At 54.6% G+C, this 17495-nt stretch carries 18 protein-coding genes; 13 read left to right on the top strand and 5 right to left on the bottom strand.

From position 1 onward, the window contains the following. Nucleotides 1-31 precede the first annotated feature (31 nt). Nucleotides 32-1471: a glyceraldehyde-3-phosphate dehydrogenase gene (locus EF096_RS11945; protein WP_123889859.1), complete on the top strand. Its 1440-nt coding sequence runs from the start codon at nucleotides 32-34 to the stop codon at nucleotides 1469-1471. Nucleotides 1472-1533: 62 nt separating this feature from the next. Here the strand turns inward: EF096_RS11945 and EF096_RS11940 are convergent, their stop codons facing one another. Further along, the gene (locus EF096_RS11940; RefSeq protein ID WP_158611274.1) at nucleotides 1534-2094 is read right to left on the bottom strand and encodes a chalcone isomerase family protein; all 561 of its coding nucleotides are present in this window, start codon (nucleotides 2092-2094) and stop codon (nucleotides 1534-1536) included. A gap of 293 nt (nucleotides 2095-2387) precedes the next feature. Here EF096_RS11940 and EF096_RS11935 point away from each other — a divergent pair, with 293 nt between their 5' ends. The 9 genes from EF096_RS11935 (at nucleotide 2388) to sthA (ending at nucleotide 10964) form a co-directional block, all read left to right on the top strand. Continuing rightward, a complete protein-coding gene (locus tag EF096_RS11935) occupies nucleotides 2388-3725 on the top strand; it encodes a Na(+)-translocating NADH-quinone reductase subunit A (RefSeq protein WP_123889857.1) in 1338 nt (445 codons plus the stop codon). A 3-nt stretch (nucleotides 3726-3728) separates the two neighbouring features. After that, on the top strand, nucleotides 3729-4943 hold the full coding sequence (locus EF096_RS11930) for an NADH:ubiquinone reductase (Na(+)-transporting) subunit B (protein ID WP_123889856.1): 1215 nt from the start codon (nucleotides 3729-3731) through the stop codon (nucleotides 4941-4943). Next, the gene (locus EF096_RS11925) at nucleotides 4933-5712 is read left to right on the top strand and encodes a Na(+)-translocating NADH-quinone reductase subunit C (protein ID WP_123889855.1); all 780 of its coding nucleotides are present in this window, start codon (nucleotides 4933-4935) and stop codon (nucleotides 5710-5712) included. The genes EF096_RS11930 and EF096_RS11925 overlap by 11 nt, the downstream gene beginning before the upstream one ends. Before the next feature lie 2 nt (nucleotides 5713-5714). Beyond that, on the top strand, nucleotides 5715-6386 hold the full coding sequence (locus EF096_RS11920; RefSeq protein ID WP_092284471.1) for an NADH:ubiquinone reductase (Na(+)-transporting) subunit D: 672 nt from the start codon (nucleotides 5715-5717) through the stop codon (nucleotides 6384-6386). 6 nt (nucleotides 6387-6392) lie between these two features. Next, nucleotides 6393-7001: an NADH:ubiquinone reductase (Na(+)-transporting) subunit E gene (nqrE, locus tag EF096_RS11915; RefSeq protein ID WP_123889904.1), complete on the top strand. Its 609-nt coding sequence runs from the start codon at nucleotides 6393-6395 to the stop codon at nucleotides 6999-7001. A gap of 13 nt (nucleotides 7002-7014) precedes the next feature. Then, complete coding sequence (nqrF, locus tag EF096_RS11910; RefSeq protein WP_177412339.1) at nucleotides 7015-8241, top strand: NADH:ubiquinone reductase (Na(+)-transporting) subunit F; 1227 nt, start codon at nucleotides 7015-7017, stop codon at nucleotides 8239-8241. A 106-nt stretch (nucleotides 8242-8347) separates the two neighbouring features. After that, nucleotides 8348-9265 (top strand): FAD:protein FMN transferase, encoded by a 918-nt coding sequence (locus EF096_RS11905; RefSeq protein ID WP_235869729.1) that lies wholly within the window; start codon nucleotides 8348-8350, stop codon nucleotides 9263-9265. Nucleotides 9266-9268: 3 nt separating this feature from the next. Then, nucleotides 9269-9511: a (Na+)-NQR maturation NqrM gene (nqrM, locus tag EF096_RS11900; RefSeq protein ID WP_123889852.1), complete on the top strand. Its 243-nt coding sequence runs from the start codon at nucleotides 9269-9271 to the stop codon at nucleotides 9509-9511. A 55-nt stretch (nucleotides 9512-9566) separates the two neighbouring features. Then, complete coding sequence (gene sthA, locus EF096_RS11895) at nucleotides 9567-10964, top strand: Si-specific NAD(P)(+) transhydrogenase (RefSeq protein ID WP_123889851.1); 1398 nt, start codon at nucleotides 9567-9569, stop codon at nucleotides 10962-10964. A 14-nt stretch (nucleotides 10965-10978) separates the two neighbouring features. Here sthA and EF096_RS11890 read toward each other — a convergent pair whose 3' ends face one another. Genes EF096_RS11890 through EF096_RS11880 form a run of 3 tightly spaced genes read right to left on the bottom strand, consistent with a single transcriptional unit; the run spans nucleotide 10979 to nucleotide 12580 of the window. Further along, nucleotides 10979-11710: a glycerophosphodiester phosphodiesterase gene (locus tag EF096_RS11890; RefSeq protein WP_235869728.1), complete on the bottom strand. Its 732-nt coding sequence runs from the start codon at nucleotides 11708-11710 to the stop codon at nucleotides 10979-10981. Between the two features lies 1 nt (nucleotide 11711). After that, entirely contained in the window at nucleotides 11712-12008 is a 297-nt protein-coding gene (locus EF096_RS11885; protein ID WP_123889850.1) for a phosphodiesterase, read from the bottom strand. Beyond that, nucleotides 12005-12580, bottom strand: a complete 576-nt coding sequence (locus EF096_RS11880; RefSeq protein ID WP_123889849.1) for a PilZ domain-containing protein — start codon at nucleotides 12578-12580, stop codon at nucleotides 12005-12007. The genes EF096_RS11885 and EF096_RS11880 overlap by 4 nt, the downstream gene beginning before the upstream one ends. Before the next feature lie 110 nt (nucleotides 12581-12690). Between EF096_RS11880 and EF096_RS11875 the strand changes: the two genes are divergently transcribed. Both EF096_RS11875 and lolD read left to right on the top strand, forming a co-directional pair. Then, the gene (locus EF096_RS11875; RefSeq protein ID WP_123889848.1) at nucleotides 12691-13935 is read left to right on the top strand and encodes a lipoprotein-releasing ABC transporter permease subunit; all 1245 of its coding nucleotides are present in this window, start codon (nucleotides 12691-12693) and stop codon (nucleotides 13933-13935) included. After that, nucleotides 13928-14611: a lipoprotein-releasing ABC transporter ATP-binding protein LolD gene (lolD, locus tag EF096_RS11870; protein ID WP_123889847.1), complete on the top strand. Its 684-nt coding sequence runs from the start codon at nucleotides 13928-13930 to the stop codon at nucleotides 14609-14611. The genes EF096_RS11875 and lolD overlap by 8 nt, the downstream gene beginning before the upstream one ends. On the opposite strand, the gene EF096_RS11865 is transcribed toward lolD, so the two are convergent. Then, nucleotides 14612-15136 carry a DUF2062 domain-containing protein gene (locus EF096_RS11865; RefSeq protein WP_123889846.1) on the bottom strand — a complete coding sequence of 175 codons (525 nt, stop codon included), beginning with the start codon at nucleotides 15134-15136 and terminating at the stop codon, nucleotides 14612-14614. A 95-nt stretch (nucleotides 15137-15231) separates the two neighbouring features. On the opposite strand from EF096_RS11865, the gene EF096_RS11860 reads away from it, so the two are divergent. Continuing rightward, on the top strand, nucleotides 15232-17481 hold the full coding sequence (locus EF096_RS11860) for a DNA internalization-related competence protein ComEC/Rec2 (protein WP_158611273.1): 2250 nt from the start codon (nucleotides 15232-15234) through the stop codon (nucleotides 17479-17481). Nucleotides 17482-17495: the final 14 nt, after the last annotated feature.

Genomic DNA, 17495 nt, shown 5'->3' with positions numbered 1-17495 from the left:
CTTTAGTTATCAAGACTTGGAAGGTAAAGCCGTGACTCAAGCCCAATTCGAGCAGTGTCTGGAAAGCTGGACGGATCGCGAAGCGACCGCTGAAGCCATGATTCCCCTGATCGGTCGCCTGTACCGTGAACATAACGTGGTGACGTCCATCTATGGTCGTGGCCTGGTTAATCGCTCGGTTATCAGTTTGCTGAAGTCGCATCGCTTCGCTCGCCAGATCGACGACACCGAGCTGTCAGTGCACGACACCTTTCCGGTGGTTAGCGCGTTGCTGGATCTCGAGCTGGGGCCTGCCTCAATTGACCTGGCGCGCCTGGTAAACAAGTTCCGCGAGAGTGGTGGTGAGGATCTGGATGCCTTCCTGCGTGCCGAGTTGAGCAGTGTTATCGGTCATACCGGCGAGCGTCGCCAGGGTCGTGATGTCGTGCTTTACGGTTTCGGCCGGATTGGTCGTCTGTTGGCGCGTATTCTGATCGAAAAAGCGGGTGTAGGTGATGGTCTGCGGCTGCGCGCCATTGTTGTGCGTAAGGGTGCCGAAAACGATCTTGCAAAGCGTGCTAGTCTGCTGCGTCGTGACTCCGTGCATGGTTCTTTCCAGGGCACTATCACCATTGACGAAGAGAATAATACGCTGACGGCCAACGGCAATCAGATTCAGGTTATTTACGCTAGCGACCCGGCCAGCATCGACTACACCAGCTATGGTATTGAAGATGCGCTCATCGTTGATAACACCGGTGTGTGGCGCGATGAAGCTGGTCTGTCACAGCACCTTCAGTGCAAGGGCGCGAGCCAGGTTGTGCTGACGGCGCCAGGTAAGGGTGATCTGAAGAATATCGTTCACGGTATCAATCACGCGGCCATCACGCCCGAAGATAAAATTGTGTCTGCTGCGTCCTGTACAACCAATGCCATTGTGCCGGTACTCAAGGCAATCAATGACAAGTACGGTATCGTTAATGGCCACGTAGAGACTGTTCACTCTTACACCAATGACCAGAACCTGATCGATAACTTCCACAAGGGTAACCGTCGTGGCCGTAGTGCTGCGTTGAACATGGTTATCACTGAAACCGGTGCAGCCAAGGCCGTTGCCAAGGCGCTGCCTGAGCTTGAAGGCAAATTGAGCGGTAACGCGATTCGCGTGCCTACCCCCAACGTCTCTATGGCCATTCTTAACCTGAATCTGGAAAAGTCGACCAATCGTGACGAGGTGAATGAATACTTGCGCGATATGGCGCTGCACTCTGACTTGCACAAGCAAATCGATTTCACCAACTCGGTAGAGGTGGTGTCATCCGACTTTGTTGGTTCGCGTCATGCTGGCGTGGTCGATGCTGAAGCCACTATCTGTAATGACAATCGCGTCATTCTTTACGTGTGGTATGACAACGAGTTTGGCTATAGCTGTCAGGTCGTTCGCATTCTGGAAGATATGGCTCACGTTAATCCGCCGGCTTTCCCGGCCTGATTGACTGGGTAATGCAAAAAAGGCGCTGCGGCGCCTTTTTTGTTGCCTGCTGCTCGCTGACTTCAGTTCAGTAGTGCGGTGCGAAGCTCATCAGACAGGCCGTTTGGGTTTAGCCATATCCCCAGATAGGCTTCGGCCAGTTGTCGGTCGTCGGACTCGAACGTTGCCTTTCCGTTGTGACGAAGTATCAGCTTGCCTGTGGTTGTTCTGGTCAAGCTGTAACGGTCGCCGTCGCTGATATCGCTTAAGGTTGAATGTAACTCGTCAATATTGGGTTTTAGTTGTGCCAACGCGTTTTCATCGTATTGTCTTTTCAGTGCTGTCCAGGCGGCTTTTATCACGTCTTGGCGTTTAATGGACCGGTAATAGGAGAGCTCCAGGCGCAGTGGCGCATCGCCAGGCAATAGCCGGTTGAGCTCGGCGTCGTCTGGCGCGTAGAGCGCAGCGCTGTATACATCCACAAACAGGTATTCAAGCAGATGTTGATTGCGCAACGGTAATACCTGGTTACTGTTTTCCAATGCCACGCTCTCAGTGAATTCGCTCTGGCTGTTAGGGGCGCTGTCAGCATAGGCTGTGGCTGGTAGCAGAAGGGCGGCAAGCAGCAGGGCTTGTGGTCGCATGCGGTTTCTCCATTTTGTATTGGGATACGCTAGTCTAGAGCAGAGTAGGGTGGTCGCGGTGTGCTTGGTCATAGATTTCATCAATGCAGGCTATTAAAAACCCGAAAAAACCAAGGGGCCGAGTAGCAATGGTGGGGCAGGAACTTTATACTTAGCGGGATTTTTGATGGGGGTTTGCTGCTACCTCGCCCTGATTTAGTGTCTGTTGCCAAGAGCCATTCCGCCAGAGCTTGTTGTGCTCCGCACGGGCAGCCCGCCCTTAAAGATTCCAAACTAGTGATTAGGCTATTCGTATGATAAAAATCAAACGGGGCTTGGATCTGCCAATCACCGGCTCTCCCGAGCAGCGCATCGATGACGCTCGTCAGGTACGCAGCGTCGCAGTAGTAGGCTTCGATTACCAAGGTATGAAGCCCACTATGGAAGTGCGCGAGGGAGATCGGGTCAAGCTGGGTCAGATCCTGTTCAGTGATAAAAAAACGCCTGGTGTCATCTTTACTGCACCCGCAGCGGGTGTGGTTAGTGCTATCAATCGTGGCGATAAGCGTGTGTTGCAGTCGGTTGTCATTGATGTTGAGGGTGACGAAGCCGTTACTTTCGATTCCTATGATGCCGATAAACTGGCTTCACTTGATCAGCAAGTGGTGCGTGATCAACTGATCAGCTCGGGCCTGTGGACTGCTCTGCGTACCCGGCCTTATAGCAAAACCCCTGCAGTGGACAGTAAGCCAAGTTCGATTTTTGTCACTGCGATGGACACCAATCCACTTGCCGCCGATCCGGCTGTCATTATCAAGCAACATGCCGCCGATTTTGAGACTGGCCTGAAAGTGCTTTCTCGCTTGGGTAAGGTGTGGCTATGCAAAGCTGAAGGCGCAAGCATACCTGGCGAATCTGTCTCCGGTGTCAGCACTGAGAGCTTTGCCGGTCCGCACCCCGCCGGTTTGCCTGGTACGCATATCCACAACCTGGATCCGGTCAACGAAGTTAAAACGGTTTGGCAGATTAACTACCAGGACGTAATAGCCTTTGGTGTGCTCTTTTCCCAAGGCAAGATCTGGACTGACCGCTACGTCGCGCTTGCTGGCCCTCAGGTCGAGAAACCCCGTTTGCTGAAAACCCGTCTTGGCGCCAATCTGGACGAGTTGACCGCAGGTGAGCTGACTCCGGCCAATAATCGGGTGATTTCCGGTTCCGTCTTTGGCGGTCGCATGGCTCGTGGTCCGGTCTGCTATCTGGGTCGCTTCCACTCTCAGGTATCGGTGTTGAAAGAAGGCGATGAACGTCAGCTTCTTCACTACCTGCGAGCGGGCAAGAACAAGCACTCAGTGCTCAACATCTTTGTCTCCAAGCTGTCACCTTCGCGCCTGTTCAACTTTGATACCAGCACCAACGGCAGTCCGCGCGCCATGGTGCCAGTGGGTAACTATGAGATGATCATGCCGCTGGACATCCTGCCGACTCAGCTGCTTCGTTATCTGATCGTAGGTGATACCGAGATGGCGCAAAAACTCGGCTGCCTGGAGTTGGATGAAGAGGATCTGGCTTTGTGTAGTTACGTTTGTGCCGGTAAGTACGAATACGGCCCGATTCTGCGGGATAACCTGACTCGCATTGAGAAGGAGGGTTAAGTCATGGGTGTACGTGCATTCCTCGACAAAATAGAACACAACTTCGAAAAGGGCGGCAAGCACGAAAAGTGGTATGCCCTGTACGAAGCCGTTGATACCTTCTTCTATCGTCCAGGCAGCGTCACCAAGACGACTGCTCACGTGCGAGATGGTCTCGACCTCAAGCGCATGATGATTACCGTATGGCTTTGTACCTTTCCGGTCATTTTCTTCGGTATGTACAACATTGGTTATCAGGCCAACAGCATCTATGCAGGCAATGCAGATTTGCTGGCGGCACAGGATAACTGGCGTATTGCGCTGATCTCGCTGTTTGCCGGCTTTAGCCCCGACAGCCTGTGGGACAACCTGATCCACGGCGCGGCTTACTTTCTGCCAGTGTATGCAGTGACCTTTCTGGTCGGCGGCTTCTGGGAAGTTGTCTTTGCATCCGTGCGTAAGCACGAAGTCAATGAAGGCTTTTTCGTTACCTCCATCCTGTTCGCCCTGATCGTACCGCCCAGCATTCCGCTGTGGCAGGTGGCGCTCGGCATCAGTTTTGGTGTGGTTATCGGTAAGGAAGTCTTCGGCGGTACGGGTAAGAACTTCCTTAACCCGGCGCTGACTGGCCGAGCGTTCCTGTTCTTCGCCTACCCGGCGCAGATGTCGGGTGACGCAGTATGGACGTCAGTCGATGGTTTTGCTGGCGCGACCGCGCTGAGCATGGCGGCGTCAGGCGGTATCGATCAGGTCGTTGCGCAGGGCATTACCTGGTGGGATGCCTTCTACGGCAACATTCAGGGTTCAATGGGTGAGGTCTCCACGCTGGCCATTTTCATTGGCGGCGCAGTGCTGCTGATGACCAAAATCGCCAACTGGCGGATCGTTGCTGGTGTGATGATTGGTATGGTTGCTACCAGCCTGCTGTTCAACGCTATCGGTTCGGATACCAATCCGATGTTCTCGGTGCCCTGGTATTGGCATCTTGTGGTGGGCGGTTTTGCCTTCGGTATGATTTTCATGGCGACTGATCCGGTGTCTGCGTCGATGACCAATACCGGCAAGTGGATGTTTGGCGCGTTGATAGGTTTGATGGTTATCCTCATTCGGGTGGTCAACCCGGCCTTCCCTGAAGGGATGATGCTGGCAATCCTGTTTGCCAACCTGTTCGCTCCGCTCATCGACCACTTTGTGGTCCAGGCCAATATCAAACGGAGGCTTGCACGCAATGTCCAGTAAGAAAGAATCCGTTCTCCGCACTCTTACGGTTGCGCTTCTGGTCTGCCTGGTTTGCTCTGTCGTGGTGTCTGCCGCTGCGGTAGCACTTAAGCCAGTTCAGGTAACCAACCAGTTGCAGGATAAGCAGCGCAACATTTTGCAGATCGCCGGCCTATATAAGGAAGGTGTCAGTGTTCAGGATCAGTTCAAGCAGATCACTCCGCGTCTGGTTGATCTGCGTACTGGCGAATTTAGCGATGCCAGGGATCCGCTGACCTTCGATCAGCAGAAAGCATCCAAGGACCCGGCGACCTCTGAGCGTCTGGATCCTGAAGCTGATATCGCCAGTATTCGTCGTCAGTCGTACTATTCCACGGTATATGTGGTTGAAGACGAGCAGGGCGAGATCGAAACGCTGATCCTGCCGATTCACGGTTATGGTCTCTGGTCTACCCTGTACGGTTTCATGGCGCTGGAAAGCGATCTGAAGACCGTCGTTGGTCTGGGCTTTTACCAACACGCCGAGACCCCCGGTCTGGGCGGTGAGGTAGACAACCCGAACTGGAAGAAACAGTGGACTGGCAAAGTGGTTTATGACGAGTCTGGCGACGTTGATATCAGCGTCATCAAGGGCGGCGTAGACAGCAATAGTCCGAATGCCGAGCATCAGGTTGATGCATTGGCCGGTGCGACCCTGACCAGTCGGGGCGTAGAAAACCTGGTGCGCTTCTGGCTGGGTCAAGACGGCTTTGGCGAGTTCCTCGATCATCTTCGCGCAGGGGAGGCATAATCATGGCTAAGGCAAGCGCCAAACAGGTGCTCTTTGATCCCATTTTCAGTAATAACCCGATTGCGCTGCAGATACTGGGTATCTGCTCTGCGCTGGCGGTCACCACCAGTCTTAACGTTACCCTGGTTATGTGTATCGCTTTGACCTCGGTAACCGCGCTGTCAAACCTGTTTATCTCTGTGGTCCGCAACCAAATCCCCAGCTCGATTCGCATGATCGTGCAGATGGTGATTATTGCATCACTGGTAATCGTGGTAGATCAGGTGCTGAAGGCCTATGCCTACAGCATCAGCAAGCAGCTGTCGGTTTTCGTTGGCTTGATCATTACCAACTGTATTGTGATGGGCCGCGCTGAAGCCTTCGCCATGCAGAATCCACCGCACATGAGTTTCCTTGACGGTATTGGTAATGGCCTGGGTTACAGCTTCATCCTGATCTGCGTTGCAACCGTGCGTGAATTGCTGGGTGCGGGTAGCCTGTTTGGTATCGAAATCCTGCCGGTTGTTAACGCGGGCGGCTGGTATCAGCCCAATGGTTTGTTGCTGCTGCCACCCTCGGCGTTCTTTATCATCGGTTTGATTATCTGGGGACTGCGTTCCTGGAAGACCGATCAGGTTGAAGCGCCGGAATTCAAAATGGCGCCGCAGACTCGTGCCATGAAGGAGGCTATGTAAGCCATGATTGAACATTACATAAGCCTGCTGGTTCGGGCGATCTTCGTTGAAAACATGGCGTTGGCCTTCTTTCTGGGGATGTGTACCTTCATCGCCATCTCAAAGAAGGTGCAGACGGCCATTGGTCTGGGTGTAGCGGTGGTTGTTGTACTGGCTATTACTACCCCGGCCAACAACCTGATTTACACCTACCTGCTGAAAGATGGCGCGCTTGCCTGGGCAGGCCTGCCGAATGTGGATCTGAGCTTCCTTGGCTTGCTTAGTTACATTGGTGTGATCGCTGCGATCGTGCAGATTCTTGAAATGCTGCTCGATAAATTCGTACCTGCGCTATACAACGCACTGGGCGTGTTTTTGCCGCTGATCACCGTAAACTGCGCCATCATGGGGGCATCGCTGTTCATGGTAGAGCGTGATTACGCATTCGGTGAGAGTGTGGTCTATGGCGCTGGTGCCGGTATCGGCTGGGCGCTGGCCATCATCGCCTTGGCGGGTATCCGGGAAAAGCTCAAGTACAGCGATGTACCTGATGGGCTTCGTGGCCTGGGCATCACCTTCATCACTGTTGGCTTGATGTCACTGGGTTTCATGTCCTTTTCCGGCGTGCAACTGTAAAGAGGAGCTGTAACTGATGAACATGGAAATTTTTCTGGGCGTCGGGATGTTTACAGCCATCGTGTTGTCGCTGGTTGCCGTCATTCTGATTGCTCGTTCCAAGCTGGTAAGCAGTGGCGACGTCACCATTGAGGTTAATGGTGAGCGTACAGTGACTGTGGCGGCTGGCTCGAAACTGCTGAACACCCTGTCTGCCAATGGTATTTTCCTGTCGTCCGCCTGTGGCGGCGGCGGTACATGTGCCCAGTGCAAATGTATCGTCGAAAGCGGCGGCGGTGAGATGTTGCCTACTGAGGAGTCGCACTTTACCAAGCGCGAAGCCAAGGAAGGGTGGCGCCTGTCCTGCCAGACTCCGGTCAAGCAGGATATGAAGATCGAAGTGCCTGAAGAGGTATTTGGCGTTAAGAAATGGGAGTGTACGGTCGAGTCAAATCCCAACGTCGCGACTTTCATCAAAGAGCTAACGCTGAAGCTGCCCGAGGGTGAAAACGTCGACTTCCGCGCCGGTGGCTATGTACAGCTGGAGTGCCCACCGCACACCGTGAACTACAAGGATTTCGATATTCAGCCGGAATTCCGCGGTGACTGGGACAAGTTTGATCTTTGGCGCTATGTTTCAAAGGTTGATGAAACGGTTATTCGTGCCTACTCGATGGCTAACTATCCGGAAGAGCGCGGTCTGGTTAAATTCAACATCCGTGTGGCGTCACCGCCCCCTGGTCGTGACGATTTGCCACCGGGTCAGATGTCTTCCTGGGTCTTTAGCCTTAAGCCTGGCGATAAGGTCACTGTGTATGGACCCTTCGGTGAGTTTTTTGCCAAGGATACCGATGCAGAGATGGTCTTCATCGGTGGTGGCGCGGGTATGGCGCCTATGCGCTCGCACATTTTTGATCAGCTCAAACGTCTGCATTCCACCCGCAAGATCTCATTCTGGTACGGCGCGCGCTCCTTGCGTGAGGCTTTCTACGTTGATGAGTATGACCAGCTGGCTGAAGCCAACCCGAATTTCGAGTGGCATTTGGCGCTGTCTGATCCCTTGCCGGAAGACAACTGGGACGGTCCTACGGGCTTCATTCACAATGTATTGCTTGAGAACTATCTGAAGGAGCACCCCGCTCCGGAAGACTGCGAGTTCTATATGTGTGGGCCGCCTATGATGAACGCATCCGTGGTCAAAATGCTGCAGGATCTGGGTGTTGAACCTGAGAATATTCTGCTTGATGACTTTGGCGGTTAATATGCCCCGTTGCGTTACCTGGCCCGTTATAGCTGTTGCTCTGGCAACAGCCCTAACGGGCTGTTTCAATTCTGTTGACCCGGTTTCCGAGATGTACGGCGCTACCATGGGTAGCACCTATTCGATCAAGTGGGTTCCGTCAGAACAGTCGCCCGAACCCGAAGTGCTTCAGGAAGAGATCGAAGCTATGTTTGCTCGCTTTGATAGCGAGGCATCAAACTGGCGCCACGATTCGGACCTGGCTCGGTTCAATGCGGCTGCAGCTAATACCTGCATGCCAATGCCAGAGTCGGTATTGGATATGGTCCGCTTGTCCGATCATCTCTACAGCGACAGTGAGGGCTCCTTCGATATTACGGTGGCACCATTGCTTAAGCTCTGGGGATTCCATGGTGGCGAACAACACCAGGTTCCTGATCCCGAGCATTTGCAGCAAGTAATGGCGGAGGTCGGTCAGCAGCACCTGCACATAGACGCAAACAATCAACTCTGTAAGGACGTCGCGCTTACGCTAGACATTAGCAGCGTCGGCGCCGGTTACATGGTTGATCGTGTCGTGGAACGTCTGGCGACCTACGATGTCACCAATTATATGGTGGAAATAACGGGTGAGCTAAAGGCCGCAGGCCATAAGCCTGGTAATCGCCCTTGGCGCATTGCCATCGAAGAGCCGCGAGATGATGAGCGTGTCGCGCAGATGATTCTGGCGCTGGATGGCGAAGGCGTTTCCACCTCGGGTGATTATCGCAACTATTATGAAGTGAATGGTCAGCGGTTTTCACATACTTTTGATGCCCGTTCCGGGCACCCGGTTATGCATAAACTCGCTGCGGTCACGGTCCTTGATGAATCGGCGGCTGAGGCAGATGGTCTGTCGACGCTACTGATGATCATGGGCGAGGATACTGGCTGGGATTATGCTGTTGCGCATGAAATTCCGGCGTTTTTCGTCATTCGCAAAGGGGAGGCTTTTGTGTCCAAAGGCACTCCTCAATTTAATGCTCTTGCAAAGAGCGAGGAGTAAACCATGGTTTGGCTTCTGGTGTTTCCCTTGATGCTGCTGATTGTTGCCGGTATGGCCGTTGGCGTGATGATGGGTCGAAAGCCGATCGCTGGTTCCTGCGGTGGTATAGGTGCTACTGGCTTGGATAAGTCCTGTGGTATTTGTGGTGGTGATGTCACCAAGTGCGAAGAGTCGACCGTCAATGCCGGTGTAGAACCGCGCAGCCAGGAGTTTGACCTTGCCCGAGATGCCACCAAGGTCGACTAGGGTCGGTTTGCTGTCTGTGGCATCCTCTTTACGCGTGATACAAGGAACTGAATGAATGGCTGTATATAACTACGATGTAGTGGTGCTGGGCTCAGGCCCTGCGGGTGAAGGGGCTGCGATGAATGCAGCCAAGCACGGTCGTAAAGTGGCCGTTGTGGAAGAGCGCAAGGAAGTTGGTGGTAATTGCACTCACCTGGGCACTATCCCGTCAAAAGCGTTGCGTTATTCGGTCAAGCAGATCATTCAGTTCAACACCAATCCCATGTTTCGCGCGATTGGCGATCCCCGCTGGTTCCCCTTTCCGGATGTGTTGAAAAGTGCGGAAAAAGTCATGGCCAAGCAGGTTGCATCGCGCACCAGCTATTACGCGCGCAACCGAGTGGACGTATTCTTCGGTAAGGGTAGCTTTGCCGATGAGCATACAATCGAACTGGTCAACAACACCGGTGTAGTAGAAAAGCTGATCGCCAAAGAGGTTATTGTCGCCACTGGCTCACGCCCTTATCGTCCCGCCGACGTAAACTTTGGTCATCCACGTATCTATGATAGCGATACCATTCTGCGCTTGAACCACACTCCTCGTACCCTGATCATCTATGGGGCAGGGGTTATTGGCTGCGAATACGCGTCGATTTTTTGCGGTTTGGGTGTAAAGGTGGATTTGATCGACAACCGTGAGCGGCTACTTAGCTTTCTGGATGACGAGATATCCGATGCATTGAGTTATCACCTGCGTAACAGCAGCGTGCTGATTAGGCATAACGAAGAATACGAAAAAATAGAAGGCACCGATAACCGGGGTGTGGTGTTACACCTCAAGTCTGGCAAAAAGCTCAAAGCTGATGCGTTGCTCTGGTGTAACGGTCGTACCGGCAACACCGACAGCCTGGGTCTTGAGAATATCGGTCTACATCCAAATGGTCGTGGCCAGCTTAGTGTTGACGAGAACTACCGTACGGCAGTACCTAATATTTACGCGGTTGGTGATGTTATCGGCTGGCCCAGCTTGGCGAGTGCGGCTTTTGACCAGGGTCGCTCTGCTGCCGGCAATATTGTCAGCAACGATGCATGGCGTTTTGTTGATGATGTGCCTACTGGGATTTATACCATCCCGGAAATCAGCTCTTTGGGCAAAACTGAACAAGAGTTAACGGCGGAGAAAGTACCCTACGAAATTGGTCAGGCCTTTTTCAAGAGTATGGCGCGCGCCCAGATCAGTGGTGAGCCAGTAGGTATGCTGAAGATTCTCTTCAATAGAGACACGCTGGAGGTGTTAGGTATTCACTGTTTTGGCGACCAGGCATCAGAGATTGTGCACATTGGTCAGGCAATCATGAGCCAGAAGGGCGAAGCCAACAGCATCAACTACTTTGTTAATACCACCTTCAACTACCCGACCATGGCTGAAGCCTATCGGGTAGCTGCCTTGGACGGCCTCAATCGGCTGTTCTGATCTAGCGCCTGGCCTCAGGCGCTACGTTCAAACAACCTGGTCGCCCGGGCTGGGTAGTCGGTAATAATGCTGTCGACTCCCATGTCGGCGAGTTTCAGCATTTTCGCTTCTTCATTTACCGTCCACACTGACACATGCAGTCCAGCCTGCTGTGCTCGCTCGACGCGTTCGGCTGTGCATAATTTCCAGTTCAGAATAAGGTGGCTGCAGCCATAACGCTTGGCGGCTTTTACGGGATTGAGTAATGCGTACTCTTCTACCAGGCCGGTAGGCAGGTTAAAGCCCGATGCTTTGGCGTATTTCAATAGTGTTCGGCTGCTGGAGGTGATGACCACCTTATCCTGCAACTGATAGCGCTCGACCAGTTCCTTTACCGCTGCCAGAACAATACGTGACTGCCGCACGGAACCGCTCTTAACTTCCAGTTGATAATGCTGCATCTGCGGAAAGCGACTGAATAGCTGATCAAGACTGGGTATAGGGCAGCTTTCTGCCCAACCGGGGATGGCCCGTCGCGCATCCATCTGCATCAGGTCTGCTGCATTGTGCTGAGCTACTTTGCCCCGTCGGCCGGTGGTGCGTTTCAGGGTCGGGTCATGAATCACCATTAGTTGCTGGTCTGCGGACAGGTGCAGATCAAGCTCTACGCGGGTCACGCCGGTGTCGAGTGCTTTCTGAAAGCTGGGCAGGGTATTTTCCGGAGCTTCGCCGCGTGCACCGCGATGCCCATATATCAGTGGTTTCAAATCAGGGCGCCTTTGCTGAATGCTGACGTACGCTATCAATAACCTTGCTGTATTCGAAATAGACGCTAAAGCCGTTGTAGTCCCAGCGGGTAATTGGCGGCTGGCCGACGGCTGCGTGGCGGGTTACAGGTTCACCCCAGCCGCGTCTGACAGCGTCAAAGGTGGCTCCACGCTGCGGTAGGGGGCTGGCCTGAGTGCTGTTCTGTTCGCCTACCGGAATGCGCAGGGTGTCTGCGTGTAGCGTTGTGATGGTCAGGGTGCTGCTAAGCAATAGCAGGGTATAAGCGAGGCTTTTCATTCTGAATTCCTTTCGGTCGATTTGGCTGCGCGTATTTCCTGCGCCTGTTTTTGCAATATGTGCCTTGCCAGCAACTGTCGTTGTGCGTCGGTGAGTACATCGAAGTTGACTGCCAGGGTCCAACCTTCGTTCCTGTCGTTACGGTCACAGCGCAAGACGCGGACCGGCAGGGCAAGCCCTAAAGGCGCGGGCAGCAGAATCATACGCAAGGCAAGCCAGGAGTCGACGGGGTATGCTTCGCTCGACTCGAATGACAGGCCTCCCTCGCTGATAGTGACGTCCATTGGCTCACCGAAGTCGCCAGAGAGCTCTATAGCAAGGGTTTTGCCAAGTAGATCCATGCGTTTGTTGATGATCTTGAGATACTGGGCCAGTGCCCGGTCACGCTCAGAAATCTGCCGCAACAGATGTTGCGATTCGTAGTCGAGCAAGTGCATCTCAGTGAGTAGATCAAAGAGCACGCCATGTTGACTGCCCAAGTCCGCATCAGGCCCATCGATTGGTTTGAAATCCAGTACCATCTGATCTTGGATGCGAAAGAACTCACGCTTATCTTCATTGTCTGTTTGCATGGCTTATCTCGTTTGGCGCCGCACCAGCGCTGACCAATGGCTGCAGTTCAGTGTAACATGTCGCTCAAAATTCACCGGCTGAGCCCGGCTTATAAGGTAACCTGCTTTTCATGTTCAGACCCTTACCCTTTTTTATTGGATTGCGCTACACGCGGGCCAAGCGCCGTAACCACTTTATCTCCTTCATATCACTGATTTCCATGCTGGGTCTTACCCTCGGCGTAATGGTCATGATTTTGGTTCTGTCGGTGATGAACGGCTTTGATCGAGAACTGCGGACGCGCATTCTCGGCATGGTGCCGCACGCAACCATCAACGGCTACCAGCCGATCAGTGATTGGCAGTCGTTGTCGGACAAGTTGATTGCTAACCCAAAGGTAGTCGCGACCGCGCCCTTTATTCAGCTGCAGGGCATGCTGACGCACGATGGCAGTGTAGCCCCTGTGCTGGTCACCGGGGTCGAGCCGGAGGCGGAGAAAACGGTTTCCATTATCGAAAACCATATGCAGAGCGGCTCACTGGATAACCTGACTGCCGGGGATTTTGGCATCGTGATCGGCGAGCTGATTGCCAAGCGATTCAATGTCGAGGTCGGGGATAAGCTGACGTTCGTACTTCCCGAAGCCTCGGTCACGCCAGCCGGTGTTTTCCCGCGTTTGAAGCGCTTCACCGTGGCCGGTGTATTCAAGGTCGGCGCCGAGCTGGATAGCTCGCTGGCGATGATCAACCTGGATGATGCAGCCAAGCTGAATCGTTGGCAGCCGGGACAAGTACAGGGTGTACGTATCAAACTGGATAACCTGTTTGAGGCCCCCAGGGTTGCCTGGGATCTGGTCTCTCAGCTACCGGGCGACTATTACGCGCAGGACTGGACTCGTACGCACGGCAACCTGTTTGCAGCGATCAAGATGGAGAAGACCATGATTGGTCTGTTACTCATGCTGATTGTTGCGGTAGCGGCATTCAATATTATCTCCACCCTGGTGATGGTGGTAACCGACAAGAAGGCAGATATCGCTATTCTGCGCACCCTGGGTGCTACGCGCCTGTCGATCATGGGTATTTTCATGGTTCAGGGCTCGGTAATCGGGGTGGTTGGCACGCTGAGTGGTTGTGTACTGGGGGTACTTGCTGCCTTGAATGTATCGCAGGGCGTTGCCTGGCTTGAGCATACCCTGGGCATTCAGTTCCTCAGCTCCGATGTTTACTTCATCAGTTACCTGCCTTCGGAGCTAATCTGGAGTGATGTTTTGATTATCTGTGGTGCGGCACTCAGCCTGAGCTTCCTGGCCACCCTTTATCCCGCCTGGCGGGCATCGCGAACCGAGCCAGCGGAGGCCCTGCGTTATGACTGATGTCGTTCTTGAGTGTCGTAACCTGAGTAAGGAATACGCCGTTGGCCCGCAGCGTCTGCGGGTGCTGGATCAGGTGCATTTTTCTTTGCATCGTGGCGAGCGTATTGCCATCGTCGGCAGTTCTGGCTCGGGTAAAACGACCCTGCTAAATATGTTGGGTGGTCTGGATACGCCAAGCGAAGGCGAGGTGTGGTTGGCTGGGCAGCAGCTGTCTGCCATGCAGGAAACCCAGCGTGGTCGACTGCGAAATGCAGATCTTGGCTTTGTTTACCAATTCCATCATCTGTTGGCCGAGTTCAGCGCTCTGGAAAACGTGTGTATGCCCTTGCTGATTGGCAAGACACCCATTGCGCAAGCTCGCAAGCGGGCGCAGGCGATGCTGGAGCGTGTTGGTTTGGCTGAAAGGGTCACGCACAAGCCAGCGGAATTATCCGGTGGTGAGCGTCAGCGGGTCGCTATTGCGCGAGCTCTGATCAACGAGCCCGCCTGTGTCCTGTTGGACGAGCCGACCGGTAACCTGGATCAGCATACCGCGGAAAGTATTCAGCAGCTCATGCTGGAACTCAGTCAAACACTGCGCACCGCCTTCCTGGTGGTTACCCACGATTTGGCCCTGGCAGGTCAGATGGATCGTATTTTTACGCTGAAGAAAGGGCAGCTCTGCGAGCAGCCTTGATCAAGACTGGTGACGGCGTCGCATTTTGCGCCGTTGCCAGTTGCGTGACACCCACCATCGCCAATACAACATGGTCAGGCAATAGCCCAGTGCGGCTACGATGCTGGCCACCAGCAATGATCCCAGCAGTAGCGGCTGCCAGATATGGTGTAACTCAGCCATTAACCAGTTGACCGATAACTCCATCGGCATGATGCGCTCCGGTGCGCCCAGAAGCAGCGTGCCGACTTTGTATTGCGCGTAGAAAATGGGGGGCATGGTGACCGGGTTAGTCAGCCAAACCAGGCTGATGGAGATGGGCAGGTTGGAACGCGCTAGAACGGCTATAGCGGCCGCCAGGAGCATTTGCAGTGGAATCGGTATTAGCGCCACAAAGAGGCCGACTGCCATTGCCCGCGCGACGCTATGGCGGTTGAGGTGCCAGAGATTCGGATCGTGCAGCAGGTTGCCCATGAATCGCAGGGACTTGCTGCCCTTGATCCTATCTGGATGGGGCATCAGGCGTTTGAATAGACGGCGAGGCATCTCAGGGTTTCGGCTACTGTGGCGTGCGCCAATTATGCATGGAATGTCGGACGGGGACTACTGTCTGGCAGCATAGTCGATTACAGGATGTTTGCTTGACTGATCTGCGCCTTCTGCTGGCAAGCTTGTTTGTCGGCTTGTTACTACCGCTAGGTTTTGCCCAGCTGCCGCCTTGGTGGTTGGCGCCACTACTAATCCTTTGTGCCTTTTGTGTATGGCGCGTCAGCCTGGTTGGGCGTTATTGCGCATTGCTTCTTTTAGGTTTTTGCTGGGCTCTACTCTTTCACCATCAGGCGCTTGCGCAACGGCTTGCACCCTCGTATGACGGCGAGACCCTGGTTGTGGAGGGGCGTATTGCGTCGTTGCCGGAACAAACCGCAACCGGCTGGCGCTTCCGGCTGGAAGGCGTTAGGGCGATTGATACTGCAGACGCTTTGCCCGATCTACGTATGCACTGGTGGGCGGGTCAGCCGTTGGCCGCTGGAGAGTTGTGGCGCTTTGAAGTTCGCCTGCGACGTCCTCGCGGGATGAGCAACCCCGGTACCTTTGATTACGAAGCCTGGCTTTACGCCTCTGGCACCGGTGGCTTGGGCAGTGTGCGGGGCGGTGAGCGATTGTCAGCGCCGTCTACCGCACCTTGGCGTGATCACTTGCGCTCGCGTTTTGCTCAGGCGCTGGAGCCTGTCCCTCAAGGTCAGCGTCTGCTTGCGTTGCTACTGGGAGATAAAGGCAGTCTGGCGAAGGCCGACTGGGAGGTGTTGCAGGCGACAGGTACCAGCCATCTGATGGTCATCTCCGGCTTGCATGTCGGCATTCTGGCCTTGACCGTGTTCTGGCTTACAAGGCAGCTACTGAGTTGGGGGCACTTTAACTGGCCATGGCCCCAGCTTTGGCTGTCGGTACCGTTAGCCCTGATGGCGGCTGGCGTCTATGCTTGGCTTGCCGGTTTTGCCGTTCCGGTTCAGCGTGCGCTATTGATGTGCGCCCTGGTGTCGCTGACGCAACTGTCTCAGCGCCGACCCAGCGCAGTTCTGATTTGGCTCGCGGCGCTGGTAACGGTGGTTATGCTTAATCCGGCGGCCCCCTTGCGTGCGGGCTTCTGGTTGTCCTTTGTTGCGGTAGGCTTGCTGATATTCGGCCTGGGTGGCAGGTTGGCGCAGCGTGGCATATGGGCTCGCTGGGGCCGCGCGCAGTGGTTGGTCTATTTAGGCTTGTGGCCGTGGTTACTGCTGTGGGGTATGCCCAGCAGCGCCTCTGCCTTTATCGTCAACCTGGTCGCAATCCCCTGTATCAGCCTGCTGGTGTTGCCAGCAGCATTGTTGGGGGCATTGTTTGAGGTGGCTTTCCATTGGCCGCTGTTATTGCAGTGGTCCGCGATTGCACTGGGGTGGCTGTTTTCAGTATTGCAGTGGATCTCCGGGTACAGCCCGTTGCTGCATTTTGCCAATCCGGGTTGGCTGGCCTGGGTGACTACCCTGCTTGGCGTGCTGCTACTTCTGAGTCCTCTGGTACGTTTGCTTTGGCTCCCCGCCTTAGTCTGCTTTCTGCCTTTACTCTGCCCGTTGTTTGAGCGGCCGCCCAGGGGCGAGGTCTGGGTTACTGTGCTGGATGTTGGTCAGGGGCTTGCAGTGCATGTGCAAACTGCGCAGCACGACTTGCTTTACGACGCCGGCGCGCGCCTGTCCAGCGGCTTTGACTTGGGTGAGGCAGTGGTGGCTCCTGCACTTCAGGCCAGTGGTGTAAAGCGCCTGGATATGTTGCTGCTCAGCCATGCCGACAACGATCATGCTGGCGGTGCGCTGGCCGTCGCCCGCCGCATTCCGGTTGATCGTGTGGTGAGCGGTGAGCCGGAACGTCTGCCGGATCAACTCAATGCAGAGCTTTGCGCCGTGCAGCATTGGCAGTGGGATGGTATCGATTTCACGTTGACGCCGCTGGGGGCTGATGGATCGCAGGCTAATGATCGATCCTGTGTTCTGCAGCTAGCGGCCGGCTCAAATGGCGCCTTGTTGCCCGGTGATATAGGTCAGTCGGTAGAGTATTCGCTGCTTGAAAAGCTGGCCCCTGCAAGCCTCCTTCTGGCTCCGCATCACGGTAGTATCAGCTCCTCCTCCTATGCTTTTATTCGACGGGTAGCGCCGCAGTGGGTGGTGTTCAGTGCAGGTGCAAATAACCGTTATGGTCACCCGCACGCAAAGGTTGTGGCACGATACCGGGAACTGTCAGTCGAACCGGTTTATACTGCCGCCTCCGGAGCCATTCGTTTTACGCTGAAGGCGAATGCCGAGCCTGGTTTGAGCTGGCGCTGGCGTCAGCAAGAACGGCGTTTCTGGCATGAACAATAAGGTGCAGAGAGCAC

It is taken from the genome of Pseudomonas neustonica, assembly GCF_003797945.1.
GTDB lineage: Bacteria > Pseudomonadota > Gammaproteobacteria > Pseudomonadales > Pseudomonadaceae > Halopseudomonas > Halopseudomonas neustonica.
Note: the sequence above shows the minus strand (reverse complement) of the source record. Positions and strands in the feature narration are given on the sequence as shown.